15 protein-coding genes are annotated in these 15,628 nt (G+C 35.2%); 3 read left to right on the forward strand and 12 right to left on the reverse strand.

The window, feature by feature from the left end; all coding sequences use genetic code 11:
• Positions 1–88: 88 nt before the first annotated feature.
• The 9 genes from rsxA to recG form a co-directional block, all read right to left on the reverse strand.
• Positions 89–661 carry an electron transport complex subunit RsxA gene (rsxA, locus tag GCQ56_RS03490; protein WP_152732994.1) on the reverse strand — a complete coding sequence of 191 codons (573 nt, stop codon included), beginning with the start codon at positions 659–661 and terminating at the stop codon, positions 89–91.
• Positions 662–672: 11 nt separating this feature from the next.
• Positions 673–1,257, reverse strand: coding sequence for an electron transport complex subunit RsxE (gene rsxE, locus GCQ56_RS03495; RefSeq protein ID WP_152732995.1), 585 nt, complete (start codon positions 1,255–1,257; stop codon positions 673–675).
• A complete protein-coding gene (locus tag GCQ56_RS03500; protein ID WP_152732996.1) occupies positions 1,257–1,865 on the reverse strand; it encodes an RnfABCDGE type electron transport complex subunit G in 609 nt (202 codons plus the stop codon). The genes rsxE and GCQ56_RS03500 overlap by 1 nt, the downstream gene beginning before the upstream one ends.
• A gap of 2 nt (positions 1,866–1,867) precedes the next feature.
• Positions 1,868–2,863, reverse strand: a complete 996-nt coding sequence (locus tag GCQ56_RS03505; RefSeq protein WP_152732997.1) for an RnfABCDGE type electron transport complex subunit D — start codon at positions 2,861–2,863, stop codon at positions 1,868–1,870.
• A 71-nt stretch (positions 2,864–2,934) separates the two neighbouring features.
• On the reverse strand, positions 2,935–4,263 hold the full coding sequence (gene rsxC / locus GCQ56_RS03510; protein WP_299992887.1) for an electron transport complex subunit RsxC: 1,329 nt from the start codon (positions 4,261–4,263) through the stop codon (positions 2,935–2,937).
• Between the two features lie 15 nt (positions 4,264–4,278).
• Positions 4,279–5,232 carry a Fe-S cluster domain-containing protein gene (locus GCQ56_RS03515; protein WP_152732998.1) on the reverse strand — a complete coding sequence of 318 codons (954 nt, stop codon included), beginning with the start codon at positions 5,230–5,232 and terminating at the stop codon, positions 4,279–4,281.
• 4 nt (positions 5,233–5,236) lie between these two features.
• Positions 5,237–5,665, reverse strand: coding sequence for a SoxR reducing system RseC family protein (locus GCQ56_RS03520; RefSeq protein WP_152732999.1), 429 nt, complete (start codon positions 5,663–5,665; stop codon positions 5,237–5,239).
• 554 nt (positions 5,666–6,219) lie between these two features.
• Complete coding sequence (locus GCQ56_RS03525) at positions 6,220–7,605, reverse strand: hypothetical protein (RefSeq protein ID WP_152733000.1); 1,386 nt, start codon at positions 7,603–7,605, stop codon at positions 6,220–6,222.
• Between the two features lie 96 nt (positions 7,606–7,701).
• A complete protein-coding gene (gene recG / locus GCQ56_RS03530) occupies positions 7,702–9,807 on the reverse strand; it encodes an ATP-dependent DNA helicase RecG (RefSeq protein WP_152733001.1) in 2,106 nt (701 codons plus the stop codon).
• A gap of 114 nt (positions 9,808–9,921) precedes the next feature.
• Here recG and GCQ56_RS03535 point away from each other — a divergent pair, with 114 nt between their 5' ends.
• The 3 genes from GCQ56_RS03535 (at position 9,922) to GCQ56_RS03545 (ending at position 11,621) form a co-directional block, all read left to right on the forward strand.
• Positions 9,922–10,689 (forward strand): hypothetical protein, encoded by a 768-nt coding sequence (locus tag GCQ56_RS03535; RefSeq protein ID WP_152733002.1) that lies wholly within the window; start codon positions 9,922–9,924, stop codon positions 10,687–10,689.
• 92 nt (positions 10,690–10,781) lie between these two features.
• Positions 10,782–11,342, forward strand: coding sequence for a cob(I)yrinic acid a,c-diamide adenosyltransferase (locus tag GCQ56_RS03540; RefSeq protein ID WP_152733003.1), 561 nt, complete (start codon positions 10,782–10,784; stop codon positions 11,340–11,342).
• Positions 11,343–11,399: 57 nt separating this feature from the next.
• Positions 11,400–11,621: a DUF2795 domain-containing protein gene (locus GCQ56_RS03545; protein ID WP_054714819.1), complete on the forward strand. Its 222-nt coding sequence runs from the start codon at positions 11,400–11,402 to the stop codon at positions 11,619–11,621.
• 42 nt (positions 11,622–11,663) lie between these two features.
• Here the strand turns inward: GCQ56_RS03545 and GCQ56_RS03550 are convergent, their stop codons facing one another.
• From GCQ56_RS03550 to GCQ56_RS03560, 3 genes are all read right to left on the reverse strand, one after another.
• Positions 11,664–13,223, reverse strand: a complete 1,560-nt coding sequence (locus GCQ56_RS03550) for an OstA-like protein (RefSeq protein ID WP_193323702.1) — start codon at positions 13,221–13,223, stop codon at positions 11,664–11,666.
• A 6-nt stretch (positions 13,224–13,229) separates the two neighbouring features.
• Positions 13,230–14,195 (reverse strand): MoxR family ATPase, encoded by a 966-nt coding sequence (locus tag GCQ56_RS03555; RefSeq protein ID WP_152733005.1) that lies wholly within the window; start codon positions 14,193–14,195, stop codon positions 13,230–13,232.
• 78 nt (positions 14,196–14,273) lie between these two features.
• The gene (locus tag GCQ56_RS03560) at positions 14,274–15,626 is read right to left on the reverse strand and encodes a peptidylprolyl isomerase (RefSeq protein WP_227005978.1); all 1,353 of its coding nucleotides are present in this window, start codon (positions 15,624–15,626) and stop codon (positions 14,274–14,276) included.
• Positions 15,627–15,628: the final 2 nt, after the last annotated feature.

Below are 15,628 nucleotides of genomic sequence, written 5' to 3' on the forward strand. Positions count from 1 at the left end.
TATTATTGCTTACGTAGAGAGTGTTTTATTCAACAAAAAAGGCAGCTCTAAATGAGCTGCCTATGAAATATAATGAATTGATTTTGATTTATACAATTCCGGAAAATCCCATAAAAGCCATTGCTAGTAATCCAGCTACAATAAGAGCTGCAGGAGTACCTTTCATACCTTTAGGAAGTTCAACTAAATCAAGATGTTCACGTAAACCAGCAAACAATACAAGAGCCAAGCCAAAACCAATTGCCGAAGCACCAGAGAAAACAACAGCTTCAAGCAAGTTGTAATCTTTTTGAATGGTCATAATGGCTACACCAAGAATTGCACAGTTTGTCGTAATCAAAGGAAGAAATACTCCCAATGCTTGATATAGTGCAGGACTCACCTTTTTCAAAATAATTTCTACCAATTGCACTAAAGAAGCAATTACTAGTATAAAGGTTATGGTTTGCATAAATCCAATGTTATATGGATTTAGAATATAGTTTTGAATCAGGTAAGTAACAATAGTCGCCAGAATCATAACGAAGGTAACGGCTCCTGTCATACCAACTGCAGTAGATACTTTTTTAGAAACACCGAGGAAAGGACAAATTCCAAGGAATTGCATCAATACTACATTATTAACAAATATCGCAGATATAATAATTACAATAAATTCCATAGTTTTTCTCCTTATGCTTTTCTCAGTTTGTTAATAAATGCAATTAAGTATCCTAACGCAATAAATGCTCCAGGTGCCAATACAAAAATCAACATACCGTAATTTTCGCTAAAAATTGTAATACCAAACATTTTACCAGCACCTAAAAATTCACGAACGGCACCTAACATGGTTAAAGCCATTGCAAAACCCAGTCCCATACTTAATCCATCGATGATTGAAGGAACCAATTTGTTTTTTGAAGCAAATGCTTCCGCGCGACCTAATACTACACAGTTTACAACAATTAAGGGGATAAATACGCCCAATTGTTCGTGTAACGCCGGTACATAACCTGCCATAATCAAATCAACCATTGTTACAAAGGATGCAATAATGACAATAAATGACGGTATCTTTACTTTATCAGGAATTTGAGAGCTTACCAATGAAATAACAAGGTTAGACATGATTAGTACGAAAGTAGTAGCTAATCCCATCCCCAAACCATTGATAGCAGAAGAAGTTACTCCAAGTGCAGGACACATACCCAACAATAGAGTAAAAACAGCATTTTCTTTAAAAAAGCCTTTTAAGAAATTTTCTTTATTAGTCATTACTTGGTTCCTCCTTCCATTTGTTTTGAGTACTCATTGTATGCAGTCTGTACAGCTTCCAAGAAAGCTCGTGAACTAATAGTTGCCGCTGTAATAGCATCAACATCACCACCATCTTTACTAACCGTTAAGTTTGCAGTACCAGGGTTTTTTCCTAAAATACTGCACTTAGATTTGGCAGGATCAATAGTTTTAAACCAAGGTTCCATTTTAGTACCCAAACCTGGAGTTTCTTTGTGTTCCAATACTGAGTAATTATTAATGCTGCCATCAGGTTTAAAGCCAACCATAATCCAGATATATCCTGAGAAACCATTGGTTGTATACGTTTTCACAGCAGTACCAACTAATTCGTTCCCTTTCTTTGCAGGATAGAATTCAAGCTTATCGCCACTAGGCATATCAACTGAATACATTTCGTCACTCGGGTTGTTATCGAACTCAGGCACGACTGCTTTAATCGCTTTTAATTTTTTTGCAAGCTTAGCTGCTGCAATTGGCTCCTTGGTTAACTCGTATAGTCCACCTAAGGCTGCCGAGGCTACAAGTGTTACAATGAATAACACAAGAACCATATTTATAAATGTAGATTCTTTTTTACCAGCCATGATTATTTCCTTTTTTCGCCGAAACGCTTAGGTTTAACATACACATTAATTAGTGGAACAAATGCATTCATAATAAGAATTGCAAATGAAACACCTTCAGGATAAGCTCCAAATACACGAATTACAACGGTTAATAATCCAATACCAATACCGTAAATAATCATCCCCTTGTTAGACATTGGAGAGGTGACGTAATCTGTTGCCATAAAAATTGCTCCCAATAGTAAACCACCAGTTAAGATGTGGAATAAAGGACCAGCATAAGCTTCAGGACTAGCTAGATTTAGAATACCAGAAAGAATAGCTACCGTTCCAATTACAGAAACAGGAATGTGCCAGGTGATGATTTTCTTAATTAGCATGTATATTAATCCAAGGATTAAGGCTGCACCAGCAATTTCACCCATTGAACCACCCATGTTACCTAAAAACAGATCCATATTTGATGGGATATCACCCATTAGCTTAGATAATGGCTCACCATTTTTTAAGCCCTCCTTAATAATGGCAAGTGGAGTAGCTCCGGTTTCGACATCGATATAACCTGATGATAAACCTGCAGGTTTTGGCCAGCTGGTCATTTGTACAGGGAATGAGATCAAAAGGAATACACGTCCAACCAATGCAGGATTGAATAAATTGTTTCCTAATCCTCCAAAAGTCATTTTACCAATACCAATGGCAACCAATGCACCAATTATAATAATCCAGATTGGAAGATTTGATGGTACGTTAAATGCTAAAAGAATACCAGTTATTAAAGCTGAACCATCGTTAATTGTTGGTTCGGTTTTAAGCAGATATTTGGAGATTAAAAATTCGAATAAATAACATGATGCTACGGCGGTTAGGGTAACAACTAGTGCACCTAATCCAAAGTAAAAGAACGAAAATAGTAGCGCCGGAAGCATCGCAAATACCACTCCATACATGTTTTTTTGTATGGAATCTCCACTGTGAACATGTGGAGATGGTGCGACAAGTACTTTGGTGTTCATATCTATTTGTTAATTAGTTTATTTGTAAATGTGTGAATGAGTATTATTAAATACTCAATGATAATTGCTAATTATTTACGTGCTCTCATAATTTGTCCAACTTTTCCTTTTCCTAATCGGATGTAATCCAATAAAGGACGGTTTGCAGGACAAGTAAAACTACAAGATCCACATTCGATACAGTCCATAACCGCATCTTTTTCCAAACGTTCGTAATCTTTCTTATCAGCACATACCATAAGTAAATAAGGTTCCAATCCCATTGGACAAACAGAAACACATTTACTACAACGGATACAAGCCTTGGTTGCTTTACGAGCAGTTTCTTCACGTGGAAGAAGTAATAAACCAGAACTACCTTTTGTTAGAGGTATATCAACACTTGTCAGTGCTTTACCCATCATAGGACCACCACCTACAATTTTACCTGTATCTTCAGGCATACCACCTGCAGCATCTATCAAATCTTTTATAGGTGTTCCAATTCTGAACATCCAGTTCGAAGGAGTTTGTAATGATTTTCCAGTAATGGTTGCAACTCGCTCGAAAAGAGGCTTGTTTTTTTGAACAGCTTCGTAAACCGCCAAAGCAGTTCCAACATTTTGAACCACGGCACCAACTTCAATCGGAAGCGCTCCCGAAGGAACCTCACGTTTGATAGTCGCAGATATCAATTGCTTTTCACCACCTTGAGGATATTGAGTTTTTAATGGACAGATCTCAATTCCCTGATAGTTTACTGCTAATTTGCTTAAGTGAGCTATTGCATCAGGTTTGTTATTTTCAATACCAATAATTGCTTTGTTAACACCTAAAGCCTTCATTAATATTTGAGTTCCTACCAATACTTCATCCCCTTTTTCCAACATCACTCTGTGGTCTGATGTAAGGTATGGCTCACATTCAACTGCGTTGATGATTAAAACTTCAGCAGTTTTGCCCGGAGGAACAGCTAGTTTAACATGAGCAGGGAAAGTTGCACCACCAAGTCCAACAATACCGGCATCGGCTACTTTTTTTACAATTTCTTCCTTGCTTGCGCTGATTTCTTTTACCAAATTTTTGCTGCGGTCGATATCTTCCAACCATTCGTCACCATCAACTTTAATGATGATTGCTTGACGACGGAAACCGCTGGCATCCATTATTTCGTCAACCTTAAAAACGGTACCCGAAACAGATGAATGAATATTTGCTGAAACGAAGCCTGATGATTTGGCAATTAATTGACCAACCTTAACTTCGTCGTTCTTTTTTACAATCGGAGTGGCAGGTGCACCAATATGCTGAGAAATTGGAATACTTACCATTTGAGGTATAGGCAATGCCTGGATTGCGCTATTTGCTGATAATTTGTTTTCAGCTGGATGAATACCTCCTAATGAAAATGTTTTTAACACTGATTATCCTCCTATTTATTTGTTATCAGATGTTTCGTCTTTTGAGTTATTGGCTTTAGGCTCTGTTTTTGGAGCTTTATCGGCTTTAACTTCTACTTTGGCAACAGGTTTAACTGTCTTAGGTGTTGGCTTTGCAGCTGGCTTTTCCTTACGTGGTGGAAAATTTAATTCGTGAATTGCATTTGTAGGACAAACAACAACACACTTTCTACAAAGTTTACACTTGTCGTAATCGATATATGCCAAATTGTTTTCAACGGTAATTGCATCGAAAGGACATTCCTTTTCGCACTTGCGACATCCGATACATGCTACCGAGCAAGCTTTTTTAGCTACTCCACCTTTGTCCTTGTTTACACAGGAAACAAAGATTCTGCGGCTCTTAGGTCCTTTTTTGCGAAGTTCGATAATGTTGTTTGGACATGCTTTAACACAAGCACCACAAGAAACACACTTGTCTTCAATAATAACTGGAAGACCTGTTTCCTTATCCATATACATGGCATCGAAATTACATGCATCAACACATTCGCCAAGACCTAAACAACCGTGCTGACAACCTGTTTCACCACTGTAAAGTGATGCAGCAATAGTACATGAAGTTGCTCCATCGTACTGATTGGTTTTTGGACGGTTTTCACAAGTCCCGTTACAACGAACTACTGCAACAGTTGGGTCTGCTGCTTTGATCTCGTGTCCTAAAAGGGCACCAACATGTGACATTACTGCCGCCCCACCTACAGGGCAGTTAAAATTTGAAATGTCGTCGGCTTTTACCAATGCTTCGGCAAAACCTCTACATCCGGGATAACCGCATCCACCGCAATTTGCGGCTGGTAATGCTTCTTCTACCTCGTCGATTCGAGGATCTTCGTACACTTTGAATTTTTGGGCTACAAAGTACAGTATGATAGCTGCTGTAACGCCAATCGCACACAAAGCCAGAATAGTGATAGCTATAATGCTCATAGAATTAAATATTTACGATTTTTTCGATTGTAAATGAAAACGTTTTCTTAAGACGCCCTTTAAAAAAGGACAATATGATATAATAAGGAAGCAAGATGGCTAAAGCCAGCAGACCGCTTATTAATTCGTTATTTGTAATTACGGTTGAAATGAAAAGAGTAAGAAGTACCAAAACAAATGGCAAAACGTAAGCCAGAAACAAAGCAAACCAACCCAAAGATTCCTGATAGGTAAGTTTCACTTTCTCTCCAATTGTAAATCGGTTTGTGTAATCAATAACATCAATCGATTTTTCCTTCATATCAGACATGGTGCAAGCACCTTTTGCATGACAACCAGCACAGGCAGACATATTTACGATGCCAACCGTAATCTTACCATCTTCTATTTCAAGAATGGTTCCCTCGTGATCAATTTGTTTGGGATTACTCATGTTTTTACTCCCTTTAGGTATTGAACTTTTTGAGTGTTATTATCTGTGTTTCAAATGGTTTGTGAACAGATATTATTTAACACATCGCAACAAAAATAACACTTTAGCCCACATTCTATTCTGACAAAAGTCTATTTATAGTGTGTTTAAATAGAGGGAGTTCCTTACTTTTGCAAAGTAGAGATTACAATTTTCAGTCTATCTCTATTGGTTACAGTTAGTTTGGGCAATTCAAGAAAAAAATCGCTATTATGAGCTATTTATGCAATCGTAGTAATTTAGACTGTCTTTAAATAAAATGAATAATTTATTGCTTCTCAGCAACCTGTTTAGAAAAGATGTTTTTCTATTTAAACTTGGTTGATTGTTAAAATCTATAGGGATTTATAGCAATTTAATAGGTCTTGTGAAGTGTTTAGTGCTTGATAATGAGTAAAATTAAAAGGGATCAATAAACGACTAGATATTCAGTTTTATAATACAAGAAGCACCTTATTTCTTTTATTTGATGGAATAAGGTGCTTTTATGTTGTTCCTATAAATACTACACGTTATTAAAATTGGAATTGAAGTGCAATGTATGGCATAACGGAGTTGTCAGCTTTATATTCTCCTGAATCTTGCTTATTCCAGGTCCATCGATAGTCAATACCGGTAACCAAAATAGGGCTAATTTTATAGGCAAATCGCATTAGAGCTAAGGAGTTTTCATCAAATTCGAAAGCATCGCTAAAATCTACTAAATTTCCTTTTGTGTAATATCCTTCTATGATTATTTTATCGAATAAATCCTTTGTTTTAAGATTCAACTGCATAGTAGCAGGCGTTTCTTTACTAACATTATCGGGTAAAAGTAAATTTCCGCCAACCAATAATTTATCCATGATTGATGCAGTTAAGGAGCCATAAATACCTTGTTTGTTTTTGGAATCGCCTAGCGCAAGAATTTTAGTATCCTTGTTTATTTCATAATGGGCATCGAAGAATTGAGGCATGTAATTATCGGTATACCATAATCTCTCGATTCTAGAATTCAGACGAAAGAAATTACCAATTACATTCATGTTAGCATTTAAGCCTAAACCCATTCCTTTTCCAGCTCCATACCCTTGTGTAGGAGGGATACTTTGATGATACGCTATTAAAGAATCGGATTTTACTTTAGAAAGTTTACTAAAATGAGCATATCCTGTAAGGTTGATAAAGCTGGAGTTGATAAAAGTCATTCCCATATCAAAACCATAGGCTTTTATTCCATCTGAAAGGAATTCATTTTTACCCGTATTTTCACCAAATCGGTCGGTTTGATCTTTATCACTAATATAAGTGAAGCCAAAATCAAGGGTTTTAATTACTGAAATACCACTTGCTCCAAATGGGCGAACATATGGTCGAATGGCAAACAGATTAAACGATTCGGTATTAAAATCGCTATACATTCCTTCGATCCCTACTACTTTCTTAATACGGATATCGTAGCTCAATCCAACTTTACGTTTTTCGAAACTTGGGGAGTTATTATAGTTGTTTAGCAAACTTCCGTAACCAATACTTTCGCCACGAAGTTGACCCATTTTTACATAAACTGGATCTTTCTTTTTGCGACCATAGCGAACGTAACTAATCAATCGAAGAATTCCAGATCCACTTTTTAGTTCATCACTGTAAAAATCTCCATTTTCGAGATTAAAATAGACTGGGATATCGAATCCTACGCCAACTTTACCCAAATTTAATTCAGGTTGAAATCTTGCACCAGCATAGTTTTCACCACCAATTCTGGCGAAAGCAAATGCACCTGTAAATAGGCTGATGGAGTCAGGATTACTTAAATTCTCAAAAGAATTATCATATCCATAAAAATTATTGTCTTCCTGAGCGAATACGATCCCTTTACAAAGGAATAAGGACAGAATAGAAAGGAGTAGTAGTTTTTTCATTTTAGTAAGATAATGGTTAATGTGTATGTACCGCATTACTGTTAGGACACCCTATTTTATTTTAATTATTAAATATAGTTTTAAATTATGTGAATGTTAACTTATTACACTCCAATTTATTTTGGTTTTACTCAATCGCTTTACCTGTTTGGCAAGAGTGAAATTTTCCTCTTTATCTAACAATGGGTCGTCATTTAAAATTTCCTGAGCGACATCTCTGGCGTATTGTAGCAGTTGTCCATCCTTGCCCAGATTTGCAATTTTAAGGTCATATGAAATTCCACTTTGCTGCGTACCTTCAATATTTCCGGGACCGCGCAGTTTTAAATCTACCTCAGCAATTTCGAATCCATCGTTAGTTCTAACCATAGTTTCCATACGCTTACGCGATTCGTTCGATATTTTGTAGGATGACATAAGAATGCAATAGGATTGTTCGGCACCACGTCCAACACGTCCTCTTAATTGATGTAATTGAGAGAGACCAAATCGTTCGGTACTTTCTATTACCATAACAGATGCATTTGGAACATTCACACCAACTTCGATAACAGTGGTAGCAACCATTATTTTCGTTTCGCCTTGAGCGAATTTTTGCATTTCAGCTTCCTTATCGGCAGGTTTCATTTTACCATGAACCATACTAATACCATATTTTTCGGGTGGAAAGAAATTCGCAACGCTCTCGAAACCTTCTTCTAGATTTTTGTAATCCATCTTTTCAGACTCCTTAATCATTGGGTATACCAGGTAGATCTGTCTGCCCAAGTCGATCTGTTTTTTCATGAACTCATAAACTTGTCGGCGCCTGTTCTCGAAATAATGTACCGTTTGTATTGGCTTTCTTCCAGGAGGTAATTCATCGATAACTGAAACTTCTAAGTCTCCATAAAGAGTCATTGCCAGGGTTCTTGGAATTGGTGTTGCTGTCATTACCAAAACATGCGGAGGAATGTTGTTCTTTTTCCACAAGCGAGCTCGTTGTGCTACTCCGAAACGATGTTGTTCATCGATAATGACCAATCCTAAGTTGTGAAATTGTACCACATCTTCCAGTAGTGCATGAGTTCCAATTAGTATTTGTAATTCTCCACTTTTTAGATCCTCATGAATTCTTCTTCTGTCTTTAACTTTAGTTGATCCGGTAAGTAAGGCAACATTAATATTCATTCCCTGAAGGAATTCAGTGATACTTTCAAGATGTTGAGTGGCTAAAATTTCGGTCGGCGCCATCAGGCATGCCTGGCAACCATTATCCAGAGCCATAAGCATACACATTAATCCAACCATAGTTTTACCACTTCCAACGTCACCTTGCAGTAGGCGATTCATCTGTTTACCAGAGCCAACATCTTTTCTAATTTCCTTGATAACTCTTTTTTGAGCGTTAGTTAATTCGAAAGGTAAATTGTTTTTATAGAATTGATTGAAATGTTTTCCTATTTGCCCAAATAAATGACCTTTATAAAGCACTTTACGCTTCATTTTCATTTTTAGGATGTTGAGTTGTATGTAAAACAACTCTTCAAACTTCAATCTGTATTGTGCTTTTTTTAGAATCTCGGCATTTTGAGGGAAATGAATTTGGAGGATTGCTTCATGCAGATTAATTAAACCTAATTTTTTTAGTAAGGGTGCAGGAAGTGTTTCCGGTATTTTTCCATTAACAGATTTAAGTGCATTTTCTTGCAGTTTTTGAATTGCTCTCGAATTCAAAAAACTATTCTTCATTTTTTCGGTAGTGAGATAAAAAGCTTGTAAGGATGCATTTATTTTCCCCTTCTTATTATCTACTTCCTCAATTTCGGGATGCACGATGTTTACCTTACGATTAAACTCCGAAGGCTTACCAAAAACAATATATTCTATATCAGGCTTAAGACTGTTTTTGATATATTTAATTCCCTTGAACCATACCAATTCCATAATGCCATTACCATCCGAGAAATATGCAACCAATCGTTGTTGGCGCTTCTCGCCAATTACTTCTATATCTGTTATCTTACCTTTTACCTGTATGTAAGGTAATTTTGAATGAATTTCGTTGATCTGATAAAACTTGGTTCTATCGATGTATTTGTATGGGAAATGATACAGTAAATCTTCGTAACTGTAGATGGAAAGTTCCTGATTTAATATTGTTGCCCTTTTAGGACCAACTCCTGTTAAAAATTTTATGTCTAGTCCTGCTAATTCTGACATTGATAAATGCTAATAGTTCTATAAATTTAGATCAAATCATTACTGAGTTTAGTAGGATGATTTGAAGAAGTTCAAATTTACAATTAAATTCGCCAAATATACCTACACAAGAACATGAGTCGTATTCAATATCGATTAAAAAAGAGATTGTACCGTTTAAAAGCGTATCGCAGAAAAGGCTTTGGAATTCATTCACCATATACTTTTTATTTGATAACAAGTGTGATAGAAGCAAAGTTGCATTATTATGCATTTGCGAAATTACAATTTCATCGAAAAAAGGCTATTGAGTTATTAAAAAGCAAGCTTAAGATAACAAGTGCTGATAAATCGGTTCATCTAAAATTTAAACAGGAAATTAAAAGACTAAAGGATGGGGAATCTATCGATCGATTGGTTTTTAGATTATTGAATTTTAGCAAAGCGAAGACTCCGGTATATTTTGGATCTGATTTTGGATACACTGCCAGTTATATGGCTAAAGTTGATTCCAGAAATAAGATAACAAAAGTAGGTAAGACTGAGGGGTTGAAGAGTATTTTTGATCAAATTATACATGAAGAATTGAAAATTTCAAACTTGGAAAACTTGAATTTCAATCAACTTAAAGATTCATTGCCAAAATTCGACTTTGTAGTTGTATCCGATTCGACATCCGCAGAGGTACTGAACTATTTGGAAAAAAATGATAACAAAATTTTAGCAAACGAGTGTTTTTTGATTGTTCTAAACATGTATAAGACAGAAAGGCTAGAATCTTTTTGGTTGAAGATGAGAGCAAAAGAGCATTATCGAGTTGGATTTGATTTATTTCATATGGGAATATTGATTGCCAAAGAAGGGATGCAAAAGCAAAATTATACACGAAAGTACAGGTTCTGATTCATTGCAAATTGGCTTAAAATTTTATCTTTGTTATAGCTCAAATAATTCAGTTTGAGAAAACTTGTATTATCAGCTCAAAGCATAAAATAATGGATAAATTTAAAGTATATACTAAAACTGGTGATTCTGGAACAACTGGCTTAATTGGCGGAACCAGAGTGCCAAAATATCATTTGCGTTTAGAGGCTTATGGTACTGTTGACGAATTGAATTCTTATATAGGATTAATAAGATCGCATGAATTGGAGGCAAAAACGAGAGAAGTTTTAAGTGCAGTTCAAAATAAACTGTTTTTAATTGGTTCTCGTCTAGCAACCGATGATAGTAAATCAGATTTAAAAGAGAAATTAATCATCGCCGAAGAGGATATTTTACTATTGGAATCGGAAATGGACAGGATGGATGAAAGTTTACCAGCCTTAAATAATTTTGTATTGCCAGGAGGTAGTCAATTGAATGGATTTTGTCATGTTGCCAGAACCGTTTGCCGAAGAGCGGAGCGCAGAGCCAATCAATTGTCGGCAGAGATTGACATAAATCCCTTATTATTGAAGTACTTAAATAGATTATCGGATTATCTGTTTATCCTGTCTCGTAAGGTTTTACTGGATGTTGGGGCTTCTGAAATTAAATGGGAACCTGACTTGTAAATTCGGAAAAAAAAATTATATTCGCAGAATAAAGGAATCTAAAAATATTTTGAACTTATGTACTGGACTTTAGAATTAGCCACGAAACTTGAAGATGCGCCATGGCCGGCAAGCAAAGATGAGTTGATTGATTATGCAATCCGCTCGGGTGCTCCGTTGGAGGTGATCGAGAATTTGCAGGAAATTGAGGAAGAAGGGGAGATTTTTGAAAGTATAGAAGATATATGGCCTGATTATCCTAGCAAAGGAGATTTTTTATTCAACGAAGATGAATACTAAAATAAAAAATGGGGTTTTTTAAAAACCCCATTTTTTGTATCCTTATTCTTTTAATATTGTTTGTGCATTTTTGGGTGGAATTTCTTTCCATATAAAAATATCCTCTTTCGATTTGGGTTGAATACCTTCAAACCATTTAAATTCTTTTAGAAATAGCATTTCTTTTTCTACTTCAAACAAAGGGTACATGTTGCCATCAGGCTTTTTAATAAATTTGATTTGATCAATCTTATTTTCCTGAATAAGAATGATTATATCGCTACTTTTTGCAACATTCATTCCTAATAATACTTCGTCATCTTTTGGATAGTAAAGAGTTTCACCATTTCCATCAATGTCTAATTGATAGATTTTGTTATCCTTAACATGACCTAGCATGTTTTTACCTTTTATTTGATTGTAAAAAACACTGTCTTCTTTTGCGGTTAAGAATGACGAACCTCTAAAATGAAGGTAACGTATTGCTTGATTTTGCGTTTGAATTCCAATGGTATCTGCAACCATTTGATTGCCTTGAGCCCATAAAACAGGATCTTGAAATAAACGAATGGTTGAATCTTGCATACTATAAACCAAAGAATCACATTTTCCTTGCAAATCAGGTCTGAAGAATTTCACATGATTAAATGCTTTGATTAATTCAAAATCTGCAGAGTCTTTCGAAATTGTGAGAGTATCAGAATGTAAAAACAACGAGTCTTGTTCCGCAACTTGAATAAATACGGCAGAGTCGGTCATTAATGCTTCTTCGGTATTTCTAAAAGTTTCCAAAAAATGACCTCTTAAAATAATGTTGTTGACGGTATCTTTAAGTTCTACATTGTCAAAAACTCTGGCTGTTTCGTTGTTTTTATCCAAATAGATACTATCTCCTTTAATCTGATATTCCTTACTATTTAGTGTTGTATTTTTAAAAAATTGAGATATTCCTGTGTTGGTATTGTACCATCCATCCTCAGAGTAAAGTGTTTCGTTTTCACTCACAATAGTAGTAGGACCTAAGATAAAAGCAGTTTTACTAATGGTATGGTATTTTAATGTGTCGGAATACAGGATGTAATCGTTACTGTGTACTTCAACTGTATCTTTAAAAAACAACATATCTTGTTTTGTGTAATATCTTCCAATATTACTGGTAAGAATATTTGTTGCGTCAACAATTTTACCATGGTTGAAATAGTAACCAACACTTTCGTTCATGTCAAAATCTAAAAAATCGGTTGTTATGGTGACTGATTTGTTTTTTAGTTTAACATTGTCACGCATTTCGGCAAGCCTGGTATTGCCATTGTATTTTAGATAATCGCCATATATGTGAACGGTATCAGCATTTATAATGTGTACTTTACCAAAGGCTTCAATTCTATTTTCGGTATCATATTGATTTACACTATCGCAATACATTTTAATATTACCATGTGTGATAAATACATTACCCCAAAATACATTTCTGGGTGGTTTTTCATTTCTTAAAAACAAACCATCATCTGAATTTTTAATATCAACTTTGGATTTTTTCTGAGCAGTAGTTGGAATACTACATAAACAGATGAATCCGGTTAAGATGATTAATAATATGTGTTGTTTTGCTACACTAGGCATTCGCATTTACTTTAATAATTCGCTAATGATATCTTCTAAGCTGACTCCTTCGGCTTCAGCTTTATAATTTTTCATGATTCTGTGTCGTAGTATCTCAATAGCTACGGCTTTTACATCATCAATATCAGGAGAATATTTTCCTGATAGTAATGCATGGGTTTTAGCACCAATAACCAAGTATTGTGATGCTCTTGGTCCTGCCCCCCAGTTAATATACTTATTAGCTATAGGGTGAGAATACTCCGTATTTGGTCTCGATTTGGCCGACAAATTTACAGCATATTCCAATACATTTTTATTAATTGGTACTTTTTGTACTAATTTTTGATAGTATGAAATTTTTTCCCCTGAAATTATTTTATTTAAAACAATTTCTTTGCCAGAAGTAGTGTTTTCCACAATTGTAAGCTCATCTTCAGGACTTGGGTAATCCAGGTATATACTAAACATGAAGCGATCTAACTGAGCTTCTGGTAAAGGATAAGTACCTTCTTGTTCGATCGGATTTTGTGTTGCTAGAACGAAAAATGGCTTTTCAATTTCATAATTTTTACCATTAACAGTTACCTTTTTCTCCTGCATAGCTTCCAATAAAGCAGATTGCGTTTTAGGAGGTGTACGGTTAATCTCGTCAGCAAGAAGGATATTGGCAAATAGCGGTCCTTTTAAAAAGTTGAATTTTCGTTCACTGTTTAAAATTTCTGTACCGATGATATCCGAAGGCATTAAATCAGGTGTAAACTGAATTCTTTGATATTTTAAATCTAAAACCTGAGAAATAGAATTTACAAGTAGTGTTTTTGCTAATCCTGGAACTCCTACCAATAGGCAGTGTCCGTTACTGAAAATTGAAATCAGTACTTTTTTGATGATATCATCCTGACCGTAGATTTTTTTACCAATCTCAGTCATGAGGTTTTGATAATCTTCATACAATGAATTTGCAGCTTCTACTTCTGTTTTAAAATTCATAAGAATGTCAATTTTGTACGTCCTTTAAATAATTAGACACAGCAAAAAGCTGTGTCTGAATTGTAAACTTTCAACCGTTTATTTTTGCCAACCTTTAAATCTAAAATTAGCATTTTTATAGTCGTCGTCGATATGAACGTAAGTATTAGCTTGTTTTTCTTTTATCCACTTATTAAGCACTGATTGCTGTTTTTTCTGAGTTAGCATACCTTCAAATTGGCTCCAGTCATCAGAAATGTTAGCTGCGTGTGATTTGGTTTCTGATTTAATCTTAATGATTTTATAGGCATCTTTACCACCCGAAACATCTAAGAAAGGGGCTGAAATTTCGTTAATTTTTAACTTATTTACCTGTTGGCTTATTGCAGGAGGTAAGTTGTCTTTTTCAAATTTTGAAGCTGCGGTGTAGGGATTTACTAACAATCCACCGTTGTTCCTGGTATCTTTATCATCAGAGAAGTAAAAAGCTGCTTCATCGAATTCCATTTTTTCTTTGCGAATCAAATCTGCTATACTATCCAATTGTGCAGTTGCATGTTCTCTTTTTTCTTCATCAATTTTTGGCTTTAACAGGATATGGCGAACATTGATACGTTCTCCTTTTCTATCAATTAACTGAATGATATGGAAACCGTATTCAGTTTCAACAATTTTAGAAACCTTATCCGTTTTAAGATTAAATGCCACATTGGCAAACTCAGGAACTAAGTTTGCTCTTGGAGTATATCCTAACTCTCCACCTCGTTGCGCGGTACCCTTATCTTCTGAATAAAGTACAGCCAATGTAGAAAAATTATCACCATTAAGCACTCTGTCACGATATCCTCTTAATTTTTCGCGTATTCTATCTTTTTCGTCATCAGAAATTTTAGGATATTTTACAATTTGCTGAACTTCTAATTCACCTGGAATAATTGGTAAACTGTCTTTGTTTAACTTGCTGTAAAAGTTACGTACTTCGGCAGGAGTAATGTGAATATCTTTCGTGATTTCAGCCTGCATTTTATCTTTGATCTTTTCGTTTCGTGTATCGTCACGAAGATCATTTTTCATTTCAAGAATCGTTTTGTTGAAATACTGCTCCAATTTTTCTTTGGTACCAATTCTTTGAATGTACATTTCCATTTTACGATCCAAATCATTTTCAACTTCCTGATCGGTAACTTCAATACTATCAATTTGAGCTTGCGCAATCATCAACTTTTGAATCAACAAATCTTCAAAAATTTCTGTTTTTAAATCAACACTTCCTGATGTATAACCCTGTGCCTGCAAACTGATGAATCTTTGTTCAACATCAGATTTGAGCACAACTTGATTACCAACCACGGCAATTATTTTATCAACAACATTATCCTGAGCATTTGTGGAAATAACACCCATTAACAATATTGCCAGAACCGTGTAAACTTTTCTAAAAATGTAACGCATAT

It is taken from the genome of Marinifilum sp. N1E240, assembly GCF_009295825.1.
Lineage (GTDB): Bacteria > Bacteroidota > Bacteroidia > Bacteroidales > Marinifilaceae > Marinifilum_A > Marinifilum_A sediminis.

Bases quoted from the DNA above. Each gene is read 5' to 3' on its own strand.
- GCQ56_RS03550 (WP_193323702.1), bottom strand. From the start codon at position 13,223: ATGCCTAGTGTAGCAAAACAACACATATTATTAATCATCTTAACCGGA.
- GCQ56_RS03540 (WP_152733003.1), top strand. From the start codon at position 10,782: ATGGATAAATTTAAAGTATATACTAAAACTGGTGATTCTGGAACAACT.
- GCQ56_RS03545 (WP_054714819.1), top strand. From the start codon at position 11,400: ATGTACTGGACTTTAGAATTAGCCACGAAACTTGAAGATGCGCCATGG.
- recG (WP_152733001.1), bottom strand. From the start codon at position 9,807: ATGTCAGAATTAGCAGGACTAGACATAAAATTTTTAACAGGAGTTGGT.
- GCQ56_RS03525 (WP_152733000.1), bottom strand. From the start codon at position 7,605: ATGAAAAAACTACTACTCCTTTCTATTCTGTCCTTATTCCTTTGTAAA.
- GCQ56_RS03560 (WP_227005978.1), bottom strand. From the start codon at position 15,626: ATGCGTTACATTTTTAGAAAAGTTTACACGGTTCTGGCAATATTGTTA.
- rsxA (WP_152732994.1), bottom strand. From the start codon at position 661: ATGGAATTTATTGTAATTATTATATCTGCGATATTTGTTAATAATGTA.
- GCQ56_RS03535 (WP_152733002.1), top strand. From the start codon at position 9,922: ATGAGTCGTATTCAATATCGATTAAAAAAGAGATTGTACCGTTTAAAA.
- GCQ56_RS03500 (WP_152732996.1), bottom strand. From the start codon at position 1,865: ATGGCTGGTAAAAAAGAATCTACATTTATAAATATGGTTCTTGTGTTA.
- GCQ56_RS03520 (WP_152732999.1), bottom strand. From the start codon at position 5,665: ATGAGTAATCCCAAACAAATTGATCACGAGGGAACCATTCTTGAAATA.
- GCQ56_RS03505 (WP_152732997.1), bottom strand. From the start codon at position 2,863: ATGAACACCAAAGTACTTGTCGCACCATCTCCACATGTTCACAGTGGA.
- rsxE (WP_152732995.1), bottom strand. From the start codon at position 1,257: ATGACTAATAAAGAAAATTTCTTAAAAGGCTTTTTTAAAGAAAATGCT.
- GCQ56_RS03515 (WP_152732998.1), bottom strand. From the start codon at position 5,232: ATGAGCATTATAGCTATCACTATTCTGGCTTTGTGTGCGATTGGCGTT.
- GCQ56_RS03555 (WP_152733005.1), bottom strand. From the start codon at position 14,195: ATGAATTTTAAAACAGAAGTAGAAGCTGCAAATTCATTGTATGAAGAT.